Consider the following 14,644-nt stretch of genomic DNA (forward strand, 5'->3'; position numbering starts at 1 on the left):
CCTGCCAAGGGCACGGCTGGTTAGCTACGTTCGGAAGGGATAACCGCTGAAAGCATCTAAGCGGGAAGCCTGCTTCAAGATGAGGTATCCCACCCCACTTTGTGGGGGTAAGGCCCCCAGCTAGACGACTGGGTTGATAGGCCGGAAATGTAAGCCCGGTAACGGGTTCAGTTGACCGGTACTAATAGGCCGAGGACTTGACTACTAAGCTGCTACGCGTCCACTGTGCAACTCTGAACAAGCGAACACCCGTGACATGGTGCCGGGGTTGTTTGATATGTTCATAGAGTTACGGCGGTCATGGCGGAGGGGAAACGCCCGGTTACATTCCGAACCCGGAAGCTAAGCCCTCCAGCGCCGATGGTACTGCACTCGTGAGGGTGTGGGAGAGTAGGACACCGCCGGACAATCTTCCAGAGAAGCCCACCCCATCAGGGGTGGGCTTCTCTGCGTCTCCGCCCCCCCTTTTCTTAGGGGTGATCGGGTTCCCTCAGACTCGCCACGGGTCACGCTTGATCCCGATTGTCGTGGCTTCGTGGGCGTGTGGAGACCACTACATCCAGGATGTTGCACGATCTTGCGGGTGAGGTCAGGTCAGGGGACAGAGGGCAAGGGTCAACGTCCTGGGGTTCGTGGGCTGCCTGGCGGCGGTCCTGGGCACCCTCTGGTGGCTCGCGTCCCGGGTTCGTCGCCGTGGTATCGGTGGCGAGGTCATGGGTCCGTTCGAGGAGATGTGGCACCCCGCGGCGCACCGGTTCCGGGCCGAGATCCGGGTGTAGGAGAGTCGCGCTGTACCGATGCCACCACAGGGCGGCAAGCACGATGAGCTCGGCGACAACGCCGCCAAGCTGACCGAGACCTGAGCTGACCCGGACCCCAGCCGGGCCCCGGGCCTCAGGACGTCTTCGGTCCGCAGACGTAGCGGGGCTCCGCGTCGTAGCGCCAGGTGAACTTCTCCCGCTTGACCACGGCGCCGCCCTTCTTGATGACCCGGAAGGCGTCCTGGGTGAAGCCGTTGATGCCGTTGGTCTCGATGCACGAGGGGCCGGGAGTCAGGTTGATCTGCTTCGGCGTGGTGATGTTGCGGCGCGGCCCGTACTCGGTCTTCACGCTGTCGTAGATCTTCGTGCTCCAGATCGACACGGTGATCGTGCTCGACGTGTACGACGTGTCGATGAGTACGCCGTACTCGGTGTTGTTGCGGAACTTGAAGTCCAGATTCGGCCAGAAGATCGTCGACTCGATGACCGCCGGGTACCTGTCGAACCAGTACGAGTGCGGCTTGTGCTCGACGTCCTCCAGGCCCGCGTAGTAGGTGGCGTTGAACAGCGTGGTGGTGAACTGCGAGGTGCCGCCGCCGACGCCCGGCACCAGCTTGCCGTCGAGGATGACGGGTGCGTCCCGGTAGCCCTGGGCGTAGCCGCGTTCGCCGGTGTGCCCGTTGAGCGAGAACGTCTTCCCCGGCAGTACGACAGTGCCGTCCACCTTCCTCGCGATGGTCGCGATGTTCTGGCTGCGCGACGAGGCCATGCCGCCGGTGAACCGGGTGGTGAAGGTCGACACCCGCTCCTTGATGCCCAGCCCGGCGAGCTTCTCCCCGGTGAGTTGCGGCGGCGTCGGCTTCAACTCGCCGGTCACCTCGCGGCCGTCGGCCTTCGGCAGCACGGCCAGCAGGTCTCGACCGAGGGCTGCCGTGTCCAGCTGCTGCCCGGCTTTCCCCTCCTTGGCGGTCGGCCGGCCACCGGAGATCGTCATCGTGGCGTCCTTCGGCGGCACCTCGATGGCGGTCAGCTTGTCGCCGAGCGCCGCCCGCAGCCGCTTGACGTCCACCGAGGGGGTGAGCTTGCCGGTCTTGTCGGCGCCGAACCGGAGGCTCTTCGCGATGGCGGCGGGCGGGATCGTCACCTGGCCCTTGTTCGTCCGCAGGGTGACCGGTGCGGCGACCGCCGGCTTCGCCAGCTCGCTGACCATCCGGTCCAACTCCTCGGCGGTGGTCGCCGGGTGGGTTTCCACAAGGGGAACGGTGACCGGGGCGCCGGCCAACCAGCCGGTGCGGACCACCTCGGCGGAACGCTCCGGGTTCAGAGCCAGCCCGGGCTTGGGCTGTACGACCTTCGGCGTGGTGCCCTGATAGGTGATCGCCGGCATCGTCATGCCCTGGGCCTGGTCGCCGAGCACCTTACGGAGGGCGTCGTCCAACCGGTCCACGTCGACGGTCACCACGGGCTCGACGGTGCGGGAGCCGACCAACCGGCTGACCGGGTGCGCGTCGGCCTCGGCGGCTGCCGCGACGGTCGCCGGCACGTCGACGGTCAGCCCAACGTCGGCGGGGTTGATCTCGGCGGTGCGCCCGTCGACGGTGACCTTCAGTGGTGTGGCCAGCGTTGCCGCCCGCCGGTCCAGCTCCGCCCGCAACTCCCGGTCGGCGTCCGCGCGGCTCCGGCCGCCCAGTTCGGTGCCGAGCACGCTGGTGCCACGGGGAACGTCACCGGCGTACGCCCAGGCGCCGGCACCCGCCACGGCGGCGAGGACGCCACCGGTGATGCCCGCGGCGAGCAGCATGCGCACCCGACGCGGCCGGCGCGGGCCGCCGTCCGGCTCGCCGGGGGCGGCTGTGGTGACCGGCTCAGGTCCGTCCGGCCAGGTGACCGCGGTGACCTGCACGGTGGGCCGGTCGTCGGCGGGTGGACTGCTTTCGCCGTACAGCGTCACTGCAACCTCGATCGCCAGGGTGCCGCGGGAGGTCCTCCCTCCCGGAGGCACCTACGGTAACGAATGCTCGGCCGTCCTCGTCGGCTGCGCCCAGCAGGCGCTGCTACCGCGTGTCGTTGGGCGTGTCGCATCGGCCCGGGGGCGGTGCCGACGGCCGATCATCGACGTGGCACGGTGACCGGGTGGGCACTGCGGAGCGGGTGTTGGCGTACGGGGGCGGATCGCTGGACCGGGCGGGACCGTTGCGCACCGATCCGACGCAGTTGGGCGCGCTGCTCACCGGCTCGACCGCCGTGTTGTTGCCGATGTGGCGGGACCGTTGTCTCGTCGACGGGCACGGGCCGGTCCGGCTCAGCGCGGAACGCGCGGCACTGGTCCGGTCCGCCGCCGGCGAGACCGTTTTCCTGGGGCTCGACGGGGAGGCCGCCGTGTTCGCCGCGGACCTCTCGGCGCTACCCGAGCAGTCCGCCGTCGAGATGGCCGGTGCGGTGCGGTCCGTCGACGTGCGGGCACTGGTCGGGCGACTCGAACCCGGCGACGCGGCCGTTCTGGCGTACGCCAGGGGTTTGTTGCACTGGCACCGGCAGCAGCGATTCTGCGGGACGTGCGGCGCGCCGGCTGTCGCCGGCGGTGGTGGGCACCTGCGGACCTGCACCGGCACGGAGTGCGGACGTCTGCTGTTCCCCCGGATCGAGCCGGCCATCATCGTGTTGGTCGAGGCACCCGGTCGGTCCGGGCGCTGTCTGCTGGCCCGGCACGCGGGTGCGGCCGAGGACGCGTACTCGACGCTGGCCGGCTTTGTCGAGATCGGCGAGAGCCTGGAGGACGCGGTCCGTCGGGAGATGGGCGAGGAGGCGGGCGTGACCGTCACCGACGTGACCTACCAGGGGTCACAGGCGTGGCCGTTCCCCGCCGGTCTGATGGTTGGCTTCCGGGCCACCGCCACCTCCGACGAGGTACGTGTGGACGGCGAGGAGTTGCTGGAGGCGCGCTGGTTCACCCGGGCGGAGCTGCGGGACCGGACGGCCTCGGGTCGCCCGCTCGGTCGGGTGGACTCGATCGACCACCGACTGCTGACGGACTGGCTGGCGGAGGGCTAGTCGGGTCGGCCGCCGGCACCGGGGCGGGTCGACGGGCCGTCACCGCCATCAGCGCGGTGGTGACGACGGCCGTGCCCAGGGCCGCCAGGAGGAGACCGGGGACGGTGTGGGGCCGGAGGGTCGCGGTGACGGCCACCAGGCCGGTCACGCCCAGCCACAGCGGTGCCGCCGCCCAACGCGCGCCGGCCGCGAGGCGGTCGTTGAGCAGCACGAACGCCACCGCGTAGAGCGCACCGACCGCCGCGAAGAGGGGCGCGTACCGGCCCAGGTGGTCGTAGTCGGGCCCACCGGCGAGGCGGAAGGCGAGCCCCCCGGCGAGCGTCGAGGCGAGGACGAGCACCACGCCACACCCGCCTGTCACCGCGAGCGCGACCGTTCGGCTGCGCCGGTCACCGCGGGCCAGCCTCGGTAGGGCGAGGACGGCGGCTACCTGCGGTGCCCAGAGCGCCCCCTTGCTCAGGACGGTGCCGACCGAGTACGCCCCGGAATCCGACGGGGACAGCAGTTGCCGGGACAGCAGCAGGTCGGCGTAGGAGACGACGAGCATCGCCACTGTCGCACCGCAGCCGGCAACGACCTGAGCGACGGTCAGCCGTGGGGCGGTGGACGACCGTTGCGGCTCGCGGGCGAGTCGGGCCAGCACCGCAGGGGTGAGGGCCGCGGTCAACGCGCCGACCGCCAGCGCGCCGGTCGGCCCCGTGCCGAGCAGCAACCCGGCGATCACGCCGCCGTAGCGGCCGGCGGCGAGCACCGCCATCCCGATGGCGAGTCGTACGAAGCGTTGGCTTCCCTGCAATTCTCCGAGGGAGCGTGAGGAGAGCACGATCGCCGCGGTGGTGACCGCGAGCAGCGCGGGCATCTCGACCGGGAGATCCAGGCCGATGACCAGCAGTGGTGTCGCCGCGACGAGGGTTCCCGCGCACACTGCGGCGGTGACAGCGGTGAGCCGCCGAGTGTCGGATGCGCCGTGCCGGGCGCAGTGCACGGCGACGGCCAGTTGCAGGCCGAGCCCGGGCACACCGACGATGGCCACCAGACCGATGGCGGCGGCGAGCACGCTGAGGTCGGCCGGGTCGAGCCGTCGGGCGGCCAGGACCGGCACCAGGTAGGCCAGGCCGTTGACCAGCACCCCGGCCAGGGTGACGCTGATCCCCGCGGCGCCCAGACCGTTGTTCCGTCGGCCCGGATCCTCCGTCTCCGCCGGCCGCGCCGTCTGCGTTGTCCGCTCGGTCGCCGTCGGACGGACGGGTCGCCAAGGGCTCACGTGACCTCCGAGAAGGTCGGAAGCTGCCCGTCGGCCGGCCCCGCCGGGTCAGGTTTGGTCGGGTCAGATTCGGTCGGGTCCGGCTTGGCCAGGTCTGAGTCTGGTCCCTCCCCGACCAGCGCAGTCGCCGCAACGGCCGAGGTCACGGCGGTCGGCCTGGCCCGGCGTACGGGCCGCCGCCGGGCGGTGGTGGAGAGCCACAGAGCGCCCAGGGCAACGACGATCATGAGTTGCAACAGGGCGTCGGTGTTGCGTTGCGTCGAATTGAGATAGAGCCACCCGGTGAGCAGGACGAGCACGCCGGGGAGCCACGTCTCGACGGCCCGGCTGATCGTCCTGGCCCGACGTGGGTCGGCTGGCCAGGGCAGGCGGCGTGGGCCGGGCACCGCCAGCATGAACCCCGCCGCGACCAGCAGGCCGCCGATGAAACCGCTCCACAACACCAGCGCGGCGGCACCGACGGCCAACAACGGCAGGGATCGGGTGACCCGACGACGGCCCCGCGGTACGGCGGTCGACGACGTGCGCCCGGTGGGCTGCCGGGCGGGCAACACCGCGAGGAGGACCACCACCGCCAGCAGGATGCCGCCGAGCAGAAGGCCGGCCCGGTACGTCGTGTCCGGGGCGAAGCGGAGTACCACCTCCCCGGAGGTGCCGGCGGGAAGAATCCAGCCCTGCTGCCATCCGTCCACCACCAGCGGCTTCAGCGTCCGCCCGCCGATGGTCGCCTCCCAGCCGGTGTTGGTGTTCTCCCGCACGGCGAGTACGCGGTCGACGGGGTGATCGGCCACCCGTACCCGTCGTTCGGTGGCGTCCCAGGAGCCCACCTCGACGGCGCCGGCGACCGCCGCCGGGGTCGGCGTGGGCGTCCGCGGCACCAGGGCGACCCGAGTCGGCGAGGCGAGCTTGCTCGGTGTGGTCACGAGGCGATGCTCCCCGCGGCCCAGGTCAAGCTGTCGGGGCGTGGCCCGCCCGCACGGTGTGGCCGGCATTTCGCGCAGTTCCAGCAGGTCGCCGAGTGTGCCGCGGAGCGTGGTGGTCACCCGGGACGCGCCGATCTGCAGCGTCGGGCCCGACCCGCAGGCCAGTGTCAGGGGTGCGTCGAGGCGCGGTTTGACGATGGACGCTCCGGGCAGCACGGTCACCTCGCCGACCGCGACGGGCAGCTTCTCCGGCAACCGCAGCTTGTACGGGTCCGTGCTCGTGGCGGACGGCTTGTCGAGGAACTGGATGGTGATTTCGTCGGTCCGCATCGGCGGGTCCAGGCGAAGGAGCCCATCGTCGCCGAGCAGGCTACTTCGGAAACCGTCGTCGCCGACCACCCGCACACTGCCGAGGCGGGTGGCGGCTGTGCCGTCGTCGACGGAGAGCCGGAGCCCGGTGATGGTCTGCGGCTTGAGCCACGTGAGGCGCAGGATCGGTGCCTCGTCGCTGACCGCCGGTGACCAACTGGTGGTCGGGTCCCCGTCGAGCGCCGCGCCGGCCCGACCGGTCGGGTCGGCAACGGCCGTTGAGGAGGCGCTGACCTGCGCGGCGAGGCGCAGCGGCTGTGCGTCAGCCACCAGCTTGTCGAGAGTGTTGTCCAGGTCCGGGCCGGCCGTTGGCCGCGCCCACAGCTTGGCGTCGTACGCGCCGGACGCGGGCAGGGTGAGGGTCCGGTCGATGGTGGAGGCGTCCTCGGAACCGCGGACGGCGTCGGTGGAGCAGCGCGGGTGGCCGTCGACGGAGAAGCAGGCCGGTGTGGTGGGCGCCGCCGACACGACGACGGTCGCCGGCCGGTCGGTGGCCGGTGCGGCGGGAAGGACGAGGGTACGGCTGGTCTGGATGCCGGGAATCATGATCTCGGCGATGCCGACCGACCTGTTGCCGAGCGAGCGGAGGTCGTACGCGTCGTCGATCGTGATCTGGACCGCGCGGGTGGCGTGGACGCCGGGCAGTTCGAAGACCATGTGATCGCTGAACTGTTCGACGGTGCGGCTCTCGTACCCGGCGGTGACGGTCACCTTCGTGGGCAGGGCGTCGGCTTTCACGTCGAACCAGACCTCGACCTGGGTGACCCGTGTCGGGTTGGCGAGGCCTACCTCGACCCACTGGCGGTCGCTGGGCGAGTACGGCGCGGACTGCCAGGAGGTTTCGGGATTGCCGTCCATCGCCGCGTACGGCTGGTGCTCGGGGCGGGCGCCGCCGGGGGAGTCCACCTGCGAGCGGGCGGTCGACGCGCGGATCGCGCTGATGCCCTCGAAACGAGCGACGGTGGACTGCTGCGCTCCCCACTCGGGTAGGTAGTCGTGGGCGGGTGCCGTCACCTCGAAGGTTTCGTCGGCGGTGAGGGTCTGTGAGGCGTTGTCGCGCGCTCGGCCGAATGACACGTCCCGCCTGCGCAGCCCGTCGGTCATCGCGACCGGACCGGCGACGCCGGCAGCCGCCGCATCGCCCGCCAGGATCGTTGGCGCCGCGCCGAGCTGCCCTGCCGCGGCGAGGTCGAGGAGCGATTCGGGGCCGCCCACCACGGTGGTCACGGCGTCACTGTCGTATGCGACGACCGGCTCGACTTGCCGGTCGACCCGGTAGACCTCCAACGCCCGGACGGGCACGTCGAGCCCCTGGTCGCGGAACTCGTCCGGGGACGAGGGCTTGCCGCGCAGGGGGCCGAAGGAGGTGACGCGGGTCAACCCGGGTGAGCGATCCAGTGCCTGGCGGACCACTGCCGGGCGGGCCGTGTCGGAGCGGCCGTGGTCAAGGTCGGCGCGGAACAGGACGTGGCTGATCCCGGACCGGGCGAGCAGGTCGGCCAGCCCGGTCGAGCCGGAGCCGGTGGCGAGTGTCGACCCGATCGCGTCCAGCAGCCGGATCGTGGTCGGGGGGGTGAAGGGGATGGCGTTGCGTACCGCCCACCGGCTGTTCAGCAGCGGCTGGGCGATCTCATCGGTGGTGTTGCCCCAGTCGTACGAGGGGAAGCGCGCCCCGGGTACGACGAGCACCCGCCCGCGTCCGGTGTTCGCGTCGAGCCAGTCGGTGGCCTCATGCCAGTAGCCGGGCACCGCCTTGACGCCGCTTGGCGTGGCGAGACCGCCGGCAAGCGCGGGCGTGGCAACCGCCGTGACGGCGACCATGGCCACGCCGGCGGTGAGCCAGGCGCGTGCGACCGTTCGGGGGCGATGCTGCTCGGGCGCGGTGCGTGCCGCGCGGACGGCCAGGCCGATCAGGTGCGCCATGCCCAGGGCCAGGGGCAGGCGGAGCAGAACGTCGAACTTGTGCACGTTGCGCAGTGGGGCACCGACGCTGTCGAGGAACTCCCGCTGAGGGCCGGCGAGGATGTTCGGCAGGTCACCGACGTGCCCGAGACCGACGAGCGCGGCGCCCAGCACCAGACCGGTGATGAGGAAGCGGCGGTGCGGCATCCCGCGTCGGGACAGCCCAAGGACACCGAGGGCGGCGACCACCAGGGTGGCGGCGACCAGCACCGCCTCGTTGGCGAGTCGTGCGCCGGCCGGAAGGATCGGCCCGAACGGGGAGGCCAGGTAGGCGAGCCAGTAGGAGGCGCCGCGGAGCGTCGTGACCGCGTCGGTGACGCTGGTCGTGTTCCGGGCGGTCTCGATGTAGTCCAGGAAGGGTGGGCTGTACCGCCCCAGAACGAGCAGCGGAATCAACCACCACGCCGTGGCCAGCGCCACCGCGCCACACCAGGCGGCGATGGCGGTGACGCGTCGGCGTACGGGTTGGAGGGTGGCGAGCCAGAGCATTGCGAGTGGTACTACCGCGGCCACGGCTGTGGCGTTGACTCCACCGGCGCAGGCGACGGCGACGGCCGACCCGGCGACGGCGCGCCGCAGGGGGGTGCCGCGGGCGAGGCCCACCAGCGGGATGAGTACCCAGGGGGCGATGGCGCTGGGCCAGGACTCCACCGAGGCGTAGCCGAGCTGGGTGAGGATGCGGGGTGACAGCGCGAAGGCGACACCGGCGATCATGCGTCCGGCGGGCGTGCCGATGCCGAGCCTGCCCGCCAGCCGTACCACTCCCAGGTAGGCGACACAGAAGATCAGCGCCCACCACAGCCGCTGGACCACCCACGGCGCGAGGCCGAGCTCCGATCCGAGCAGGAAGAACGGGCCCATCGGCCAGAGATATCCGTATGCCTGGTTCTGTAGCTGACCGAACGTGCCGGTGGGGTCCCAGAGGTGCAGCGAGCGGAGCAGCCAGCCGGCCGGGTTGATGCTCAGGTCGACCTTGGTGTCGGGGACGACCTGACCCGGGGCCTGCTGGAATGCGAGGGCGGTCAGCGCGATGCAGATGACCAGGTGCCGGAACCGTCGGGCCGTGTGCCGGCTTCGACTGGACGCCGGAGCGGCGCCACTGGTCACCTCTGCACGCATTTCGGCTCCTGTCTTCACCGGCCGGACGCGCACCCGCAGCCGACGACTGTCGCGCGACGTTATCCGGACCGGGCACGGACGGGCGACCAGGGGCGCTGCGGTGGCGTTATCGGGAGAACGGCCGTCCCCACGGCGTGTAAGCGTGTGGCAGGCTGCCGACCATGTCAATGCCAGAAGCTGAGGCCGAGACGCGTCCGGAACGCGTCGCGTCCGATGGCGACCGGCCGGGGCCGGTCGGCCGATGGTTCCGTGCCGACCGCGTCCGCGCGGTAGCGATCGCCCTCATCGTCGTGTCCGTCGCGTGGCGCGCCGGCCTTGCCACCCGTGGCTGGTTCTCGCAGGACGAGTTCGTCATCGCTGCCCAGGTCCTCGACACCCGGTTGGACGCGGACTTCCTCCTGCGTACCTTCAACAACCACCTCATGCCCGGCGGCCTGCTGGTGGCGTGGGCGATGGTGCGGGTGGCGGGCTTTGTCACCTGGCCCTGGGTGCTGCTGCTGGCGGTCGGCCAGGCGGCGATCGGGTTCGCCGTCTACCGGTTGCTGCGCCATCTGCTCCGGCCGGGCTGGGGGCTGCTCATCCCGCTGTGCCTGTTCGTGTTCAGCCCGCTGACGCTCGAGGTTTCCTCGCTGTGGCTGGTCGGGCTGCTCGTGATGCCGATGCAGTTGGCCCTGGTCATGGCGGCGACGGCCCAGGTCTGGTACGTGCGGACCGGCCGGCTGCGGCACCTCGTGGCGGTCGTCCTGTGGGTGGTGTTCGGCCTGCTCTTCGACACCAAGTCCCTGCTGATCGTGCCGCTGCTGTTCCTGCTGACCGTCTTCCTCTTCACGTCGGGCGGCGCCTGGCGCAGCCTGGTGACGACGGTCCGCCGACACTGGCCGGCGTGGCTGGTGCTCGGTGCGCTCTCGGGGGCGTACCTGGCGTTCTATCTGACCCGTCCCGCCCGCGAGTTGGACGAACCCACATCCGTCGGTCAGGTCCTCACATTCCTCGGTGATCTGGTCGGCGAAACCGTCGTTCCGGGTCTGCTCGGCGGCCCCTGGCGTTGGGCGTACGCCGGTGACGGTCCTCCGGCCGTGAACCCGTACGACATCGCCAAGTGGCTGTCCTGGGCGGTGCTGGGGGCTCTCATCGTGGTCACGGCGCGGCGGCGCCCGTCGGCCCGGCGGGCCTGGCTGCTGCTCGCGTGCTACCTCGGGCTGGTCGCCGCGCTCTTCGCCGTGACCCGCCTCGGTGGGCCGCTCGGCTCGTTCGTGGGCATCATTCCCCGGTACGTCGCCGACGTGGTGCTGGTCGCCGCGATCTGTGTCGGCGCGGCCCTGTTGGGGACGAAGGACGCCGATGAGGAGGACGTGTCCGCGTGGCCGGTGCCGACCGTTCTGCGGGAGCCGGGTGCCTTCGCGGTCGGCCTGGTCTCGATAATCGTCGTCCTGGCCACCATCGGGGTGGGCACGCTGTGGAGCACGGCCCGTTTCGGGGACAACTGGAGCACCAAGTACGGACGGGACTACCTCGCGACGACGCAGATCGAGCTTGCCGCCGCTGCGCCGGGCACCGTCTTCCTGGAAACCACCGTCCCGGACCGCGTCATCGCCGGCTACTTCTGGCCGGACAATCTCCAGTCGCACTTCTTCCGCCCGGCCGAGCGTCGGCCCACGTTCGTGGAGGAGGCCGAGAAGCCGTTCATGTTCGACGACTTCGGCCGGATCCGTCCGGTCGCAGTTCAGGGGCGGAAGATCGTGCCCGGCACGGTGCCCGACTGCGGGCACCTGGCGGAGGGCGGTCAGCCCGCCCGAATCCCGTTGGACGGGTACCTGGAGGAGTGGCCGTACGCGATCCATTTCGGCTATGTCAGTTCAGGCGACTCGACGGCACTCTTCCGTCTCGGGGACGCCGTCCGGGTGATCACCCTGAAGCGCGGGCTGAACGACGTGTTCTTCCTGCTGGAGGGGGCTGGGGACGCCGTCGAGGTCACCGTGAGCACCTCGGGGGTCAGGGCGTGCACCCAACTGATCACCGTCGGCCGCGCGGTGCCGGCATCGTGAATGGTTGAGCAGACCACCGGCGTCGGGGCCCCACCGGTGCGGCGGGTGCGGGACGCGCTGCCGCTGTACGCCGTTGCGGCGGCTGTCACGGTGCTGGTGCTGGCCCCGCTCGCGGCACCCGGCTACGCGCTGCTGTACGACATGGTGTTCGTACCCCGGCAGCCGCTGACTTGGGATCTCGTCGCCCCGGCGCAGACTCTGCCCCGGGCGGTGCCGATGGACGCACTGATGTCCCTGGTCACCCAGCTCGTGCCGGGCTGGGCGGTGCAGCGGGTGGCGCTCGGTGGGGCGGTTCTCCTGGCCGCGGTCGGCGCCGGCCGTCTGGTGCCGACCGAACGGCTCGCGGTCCGGTTGCTCGCCGCGGTGGCGTACGCGTGGACGCCCTACCTTGCCGAGCGGCTGCTGATCGGACAGTGGGGGCTGCTGCTCGCGTACGCCGCGCTGCCCTGGTTGGTCCGGGCGGCGCTGGACCTGCGAGCGGGTCGTGATGGCGCGCTCGCTCGGGTGGTGCTCGCCGCCGCTCCCGCCGCGATCACCCCGACCGGCGGGTTGATCGCGTTGGGCACGGTGGTCCTGCTGGTGTGGGACCGGACGCACGTTCGCCGGTCGGCGCTCGTGGTGGGCGGCGTCGCGTTACTCAACGCCCCCTGGGTGACCGCGGCCCTGGTCACCGGCGCCGGCGGGTCATCCGATCCGGCGGGGGTGGCGGCGTTCGCGGCGCGTTCGGAGAACTGGGCCGGTCCGCTGGTGGCGCTCGCGGGTACGGGTGGCGTCTGGAGCGCCCAGGCGACCCCCTCCAGTCGCGCGGCACCGCTGGTGCCACTGGCGACCCTGCTCCTGCTGATCCTGGCCGGTGTCGGTGCCGGCCTGCTGCGGCGTCGGCTGCCCCCGGGTGCGGCGGTGCGGCTGGCGGTGCTCGCCGGGGTCGCCTGCCTTCTCGCTGCCCTCGGGGTGCTCCCCGGCGGGGCCGCCGCGTTGCGCTGGGCGGTGGTGCATCTGCCGGGTGCGGGGCTGCTTCGAGACGGCCAGAAGTTCCTGGCCCCGTACGCCCTGCTGCTGGTGGCGTGTGCCGCGTTGGGAGCCGAGCGGCTGGTGGCCAGGATCGACCGGGAGGTGGCGGGGGTGGTTCTGGTCGGCCTGCTGCTCCTGCCGGTGGCCGTCATGCCGGACCTCGCCTTCGGCGGTGCCGGCCGGCTCCGTCCGGTGAGCTATCCGGCGGACTGGCAGGTGGTCGCCGAGCGGGTGGCCGGCGAGCCGGGGGAGATCCTCGCGCTGCCGCTGTCCGCCTACCGGGCCTACCCGTGGAACCCGGGACGTGTCGTCCTGGATCCGTTGCCGCGCTATCTGCCGGGGACGGTGCTGACCGACGACACACTGCGGGTCGGCGATGTCGCGGTGGCCGGGGAGAATCCACGGCTCCGCGAGGTGCGCCGGGTGTTGGCCGAGGGGCGGCCCGTCTCGGCCACCGGCGTGCGCTGGGTGGTGGTGCAGCACCAACTGCCCAGCGAGGTCGACCCTGCGACCCTTCGTGATCTCGAAGCCGTTCACGAGGGACCGTCTCTCACCCTCTACCGAAATCCCGCTGTTCCTCCGGAATCGACCCCCCCTGGACTTGGTGCGTGGGCAGTCGTGATGGCGCTCGGCGCTGCCCTTCTGGTGGTCATGGCTGCCGCCATTTCGGCACTACACCGGCGCCCTACTGCGTGGTAACGTCCGCTCGCACGTCTCGCCATTGGAGGATTGGCATGCGTAGAGCTCTGACCCTGGTCGTCTCCGGCATGGTGGCGGCGTTGCTGGGGATCCTGGCCCTCGGCGGGCTCTCGGCCGCCGCGACCGCCACCGACAAAGAGGCGGCCAACGAGGCCAAGAGTGTTTCGGAAGCGGCCAAGCGTGCCGGAAAGAAGGACCCGTACGCCCCCGTGGTCTACGGCGACAGGTAGGACGGCTCGCCCCGCTGCTGCACCGGGCGGGGCGACTCCACACCGCCCAGCAGGTCCGCGAAGTGCCCACCCGCGGCCTGCCAGGTGAAGCTCGCCGCGTGCTCCCGGGCCTGCGCCCCCATCTCTCGCCGCATTTCGTCCTCGTGCAGAAGTGTGCGCACCTTCGCCAGGTAATCGTCGATGTCGTCGGCCAGCAGGCCGGTACGCCCGTCGACGACAGCTTCGGCGACTCCACCCGCTTCCCGGAACGCGACCGTTGGCGTGCCCGCAGAACCCGCCTCGACAATCGTCAGGCCCCAGCCCTCCTTGAGTGACGGGGTCAGGGCGACCCAGGCCGAGGCGAGCAGAGCGGCTTTTTCCTCCTCCGTCACGAAGCCACGGAAATCCACCCGCTCGATGATGTTCAGCTCCGCGGCGAGCTCGCGCAGGTGCGACTCCCACCAGCCCTGGCCGGCGACGACCAGCCGCAGCTGGGGCAACTCGTCGGCGAGGGCCGCGACCGCCCGCAACGCCACCTCGACCCGCTTGTGTGGCACCAGCCGATTCAGCGTCACGAGCAGCGGGAACGGTGCCCGCTCGGCGTCGGTGCGGAGCAGCGCCGGGGTGCCGTTGTGCACCACGGCGACCTGCTCCGGCGGTACGCCCAGCACGGCCAGTTCTCTACGGGTGGCCTCGGAGACGGTGACGTATCGGCACCGCCGGTAGACGCGTACGGCGAGCGATGACTCGACCCACCAGCCGAACCGGGCGGCCCACTGCGGAAGGACCACCGGCCACTGCTCGCGATGCACGTGGTGGATCAGCTTGACCACCGGGCGCCGTGTCCACAGCGGGGAGAGGAACGGCAACCCGTTGCAGACGTCGACCAGGATGTCGGGCCGGCCGCCCCGACGGCTCGACAGTGGGCCCACGCCCACTGCGCCGGCCAGGTAGCAGAGCGCCGCCCACAGGTAGACCGTGTGTCTGCCGCCGCGCCGCACCAGCCGGACGCCTGCCTCGTTGACCTCGTCGCCGGGTGCCTCGCTGTGGGCGGCGCAGAAGAGGGTGGCGCGGAAACCGCGCGACACCAACTCGGCGGCGATCCGTTCCACGTACACCTCGGAACCGCCACCCTCGGGGTTACGGGTGTCTCGCCAGTTGAGGAACAGCACGTGTCCGGGCATGCCGAAGCGACGCTCCACGCGAACCCTACTCTCAAGTAATTTAGGGA

At 71.3% G+C, this 14,644-nt stretch carries 8 protein-coding genes and 2 rRNA genes; 6 read left to right on the top strand and 4 right to left on the bottom strand.

The annotated features are described in order from the left end of the window. Together ACGF3C_RS05505 and rrf are read left to right on the top strand one after the other, a co-directional pair. Positions 1-205, top strand: a 23S ribosomal RNA gene (locus ACGF3C_RS05505); the annotation flags it as partial. Positions 206-290: 85 nt separating this feature from the next. Then, positions 291-407: ribosomal RNA gene (gene rrf / locus ACGF3C_RS05510) — 5S ribosomal RNA — on the top strand. A gap of 487 nt (positions 408-894) precedes the next feature. Here rrf and ACGF3C_RS05515 read toward each other — a convergent pair. Next, positions 895-2,712 carry a VanW family protein gene (locus ACGF3C_RS05515; protein WP_393219125.1) on the bottom strand — a complete coding sequence of 606 codons (1,818 nt, stop codon included), beginning with the start codon at positions 2,710-2,712 and terminating at the stop codon, positions 895-897. Between the two features lie 182 nt (positions 2,713-2,894). On the opposite strand from ACGF3C_RS05515, the gene nudC reads away from it, so the two are divergent. Continuing rightward, on the top strand, positions 2,895-3,812 hold the full coding sequence (gene nudC, locus ACGF3C_RS05520) for an NAD(+) diphosphatase (protein WP_393219128.1): 918 nt from the start codon (positions 2,895-2,897) through the stop codon (positions 3,810-3,812). Here the strand turns inward: nudC and ACGF3C_RS05525 are convergent. Both ACGF3C_RS05525 and ACGF3C_RS05530 read right to left on the bottom strand, forming a co-directional pair. Beyond that, positions 3,709-5,076 carry a lipopolysaccharide biosynthesis protein gene (locus ACGF3C_RS05525; protein ID WP_393219131.1) on the bottom strand — a complete coding sequence of 456 codons (1,368 nt, stop codon included), beginning with the start codon at positions 5,074-5,076 and terminating at the stop codon, positions 3,709-3,711. The genes nudC and ACGF3C_RS05525 overlap by 104 nt on opposite strands. Beyond that, positions 5,073-9,449, bottom strand: a complete 4,377-nt coding sequence (locus tag ACGF3C_RS05530) for an alpha-(1->3)-arabinofuranosyltransferase (protein ID WP_393219134.1) — start codon at positions 9,447-9,449, stop codon at positions 5,073-5,075. Before ACGF3C_RS05530 ends, ACGF3C_RS05525 begins: the two co-directional genes overlap by 4 nt. Before the next feature lie 167 nt (positions 9,450-9,616). On the opposite strand from ACGF3C_RS05530, the gene ACGF3C_RS05535 reads away from it, so the two are divergent. From ACGF3C_RS05535 to ACGF3C_RS05545, 3 genes are read left to right on the top strand one after another with little or no spacing between them, the layout of a single operon-like run. Then, on the top strand, positions 9,617-11,494 hold the full coding sequence (locus ACGF3C_RS05535; RefSeq protein WP_393220707.1) for a hypothetical protein: 1,878 nt from the start codon (positions 9,617-9,619) through the stop codon (positions 11,492-11,494). Next, a complete protein-coding gene (locus ACGF3C_RS05540; RefSeq protein ID WP_357229807.1) occupies positions 11,495-13,204 on the top strand; it encodes a hypothetical protein in 1,710 nt (569 codons plus the stop codon). Between the two features lie 35 nt (positions 13,205-13,239). Then, positions 13,240-13,434 (top strand): hypothetical protein, encoded by a 195-nt coding sequence (locus ACGF3C_RS05545; protein ID WP_124858362.1) that lies wholly within the window; start codon positions 13,240-13,242, stop codon positions 13,432-13,434. Here the strand turns inward: ACGF3C_RS05545 and ACGF3C_RS05550 are convergent. Beyond that, entirely contained in the window at positions 13,419-14,597 is a 1,179-nt protein-coding gene (locus ACGF3C_RS05550) for a glycosyltransferase family 4 protein (RefSeq protein ID WP_393220710.1), read from the bottom strand. The genes ACGF3C_RS05545 and ACGF3C_RS05550 overlap by 16 nt on opposite strands. Between the last annotated feature and the right edge of the window lie 47 nt (positions 14,598-14,644).

Source organism: Micromonospora sp. NPDC047762 (assembly GCF_043204655.1).
Taxonomy (GTDB): Bacteria; Actinomycetota; Actinomycetes; order Mycobacteriales; family Micromonosporaceae; genus Micromonospora.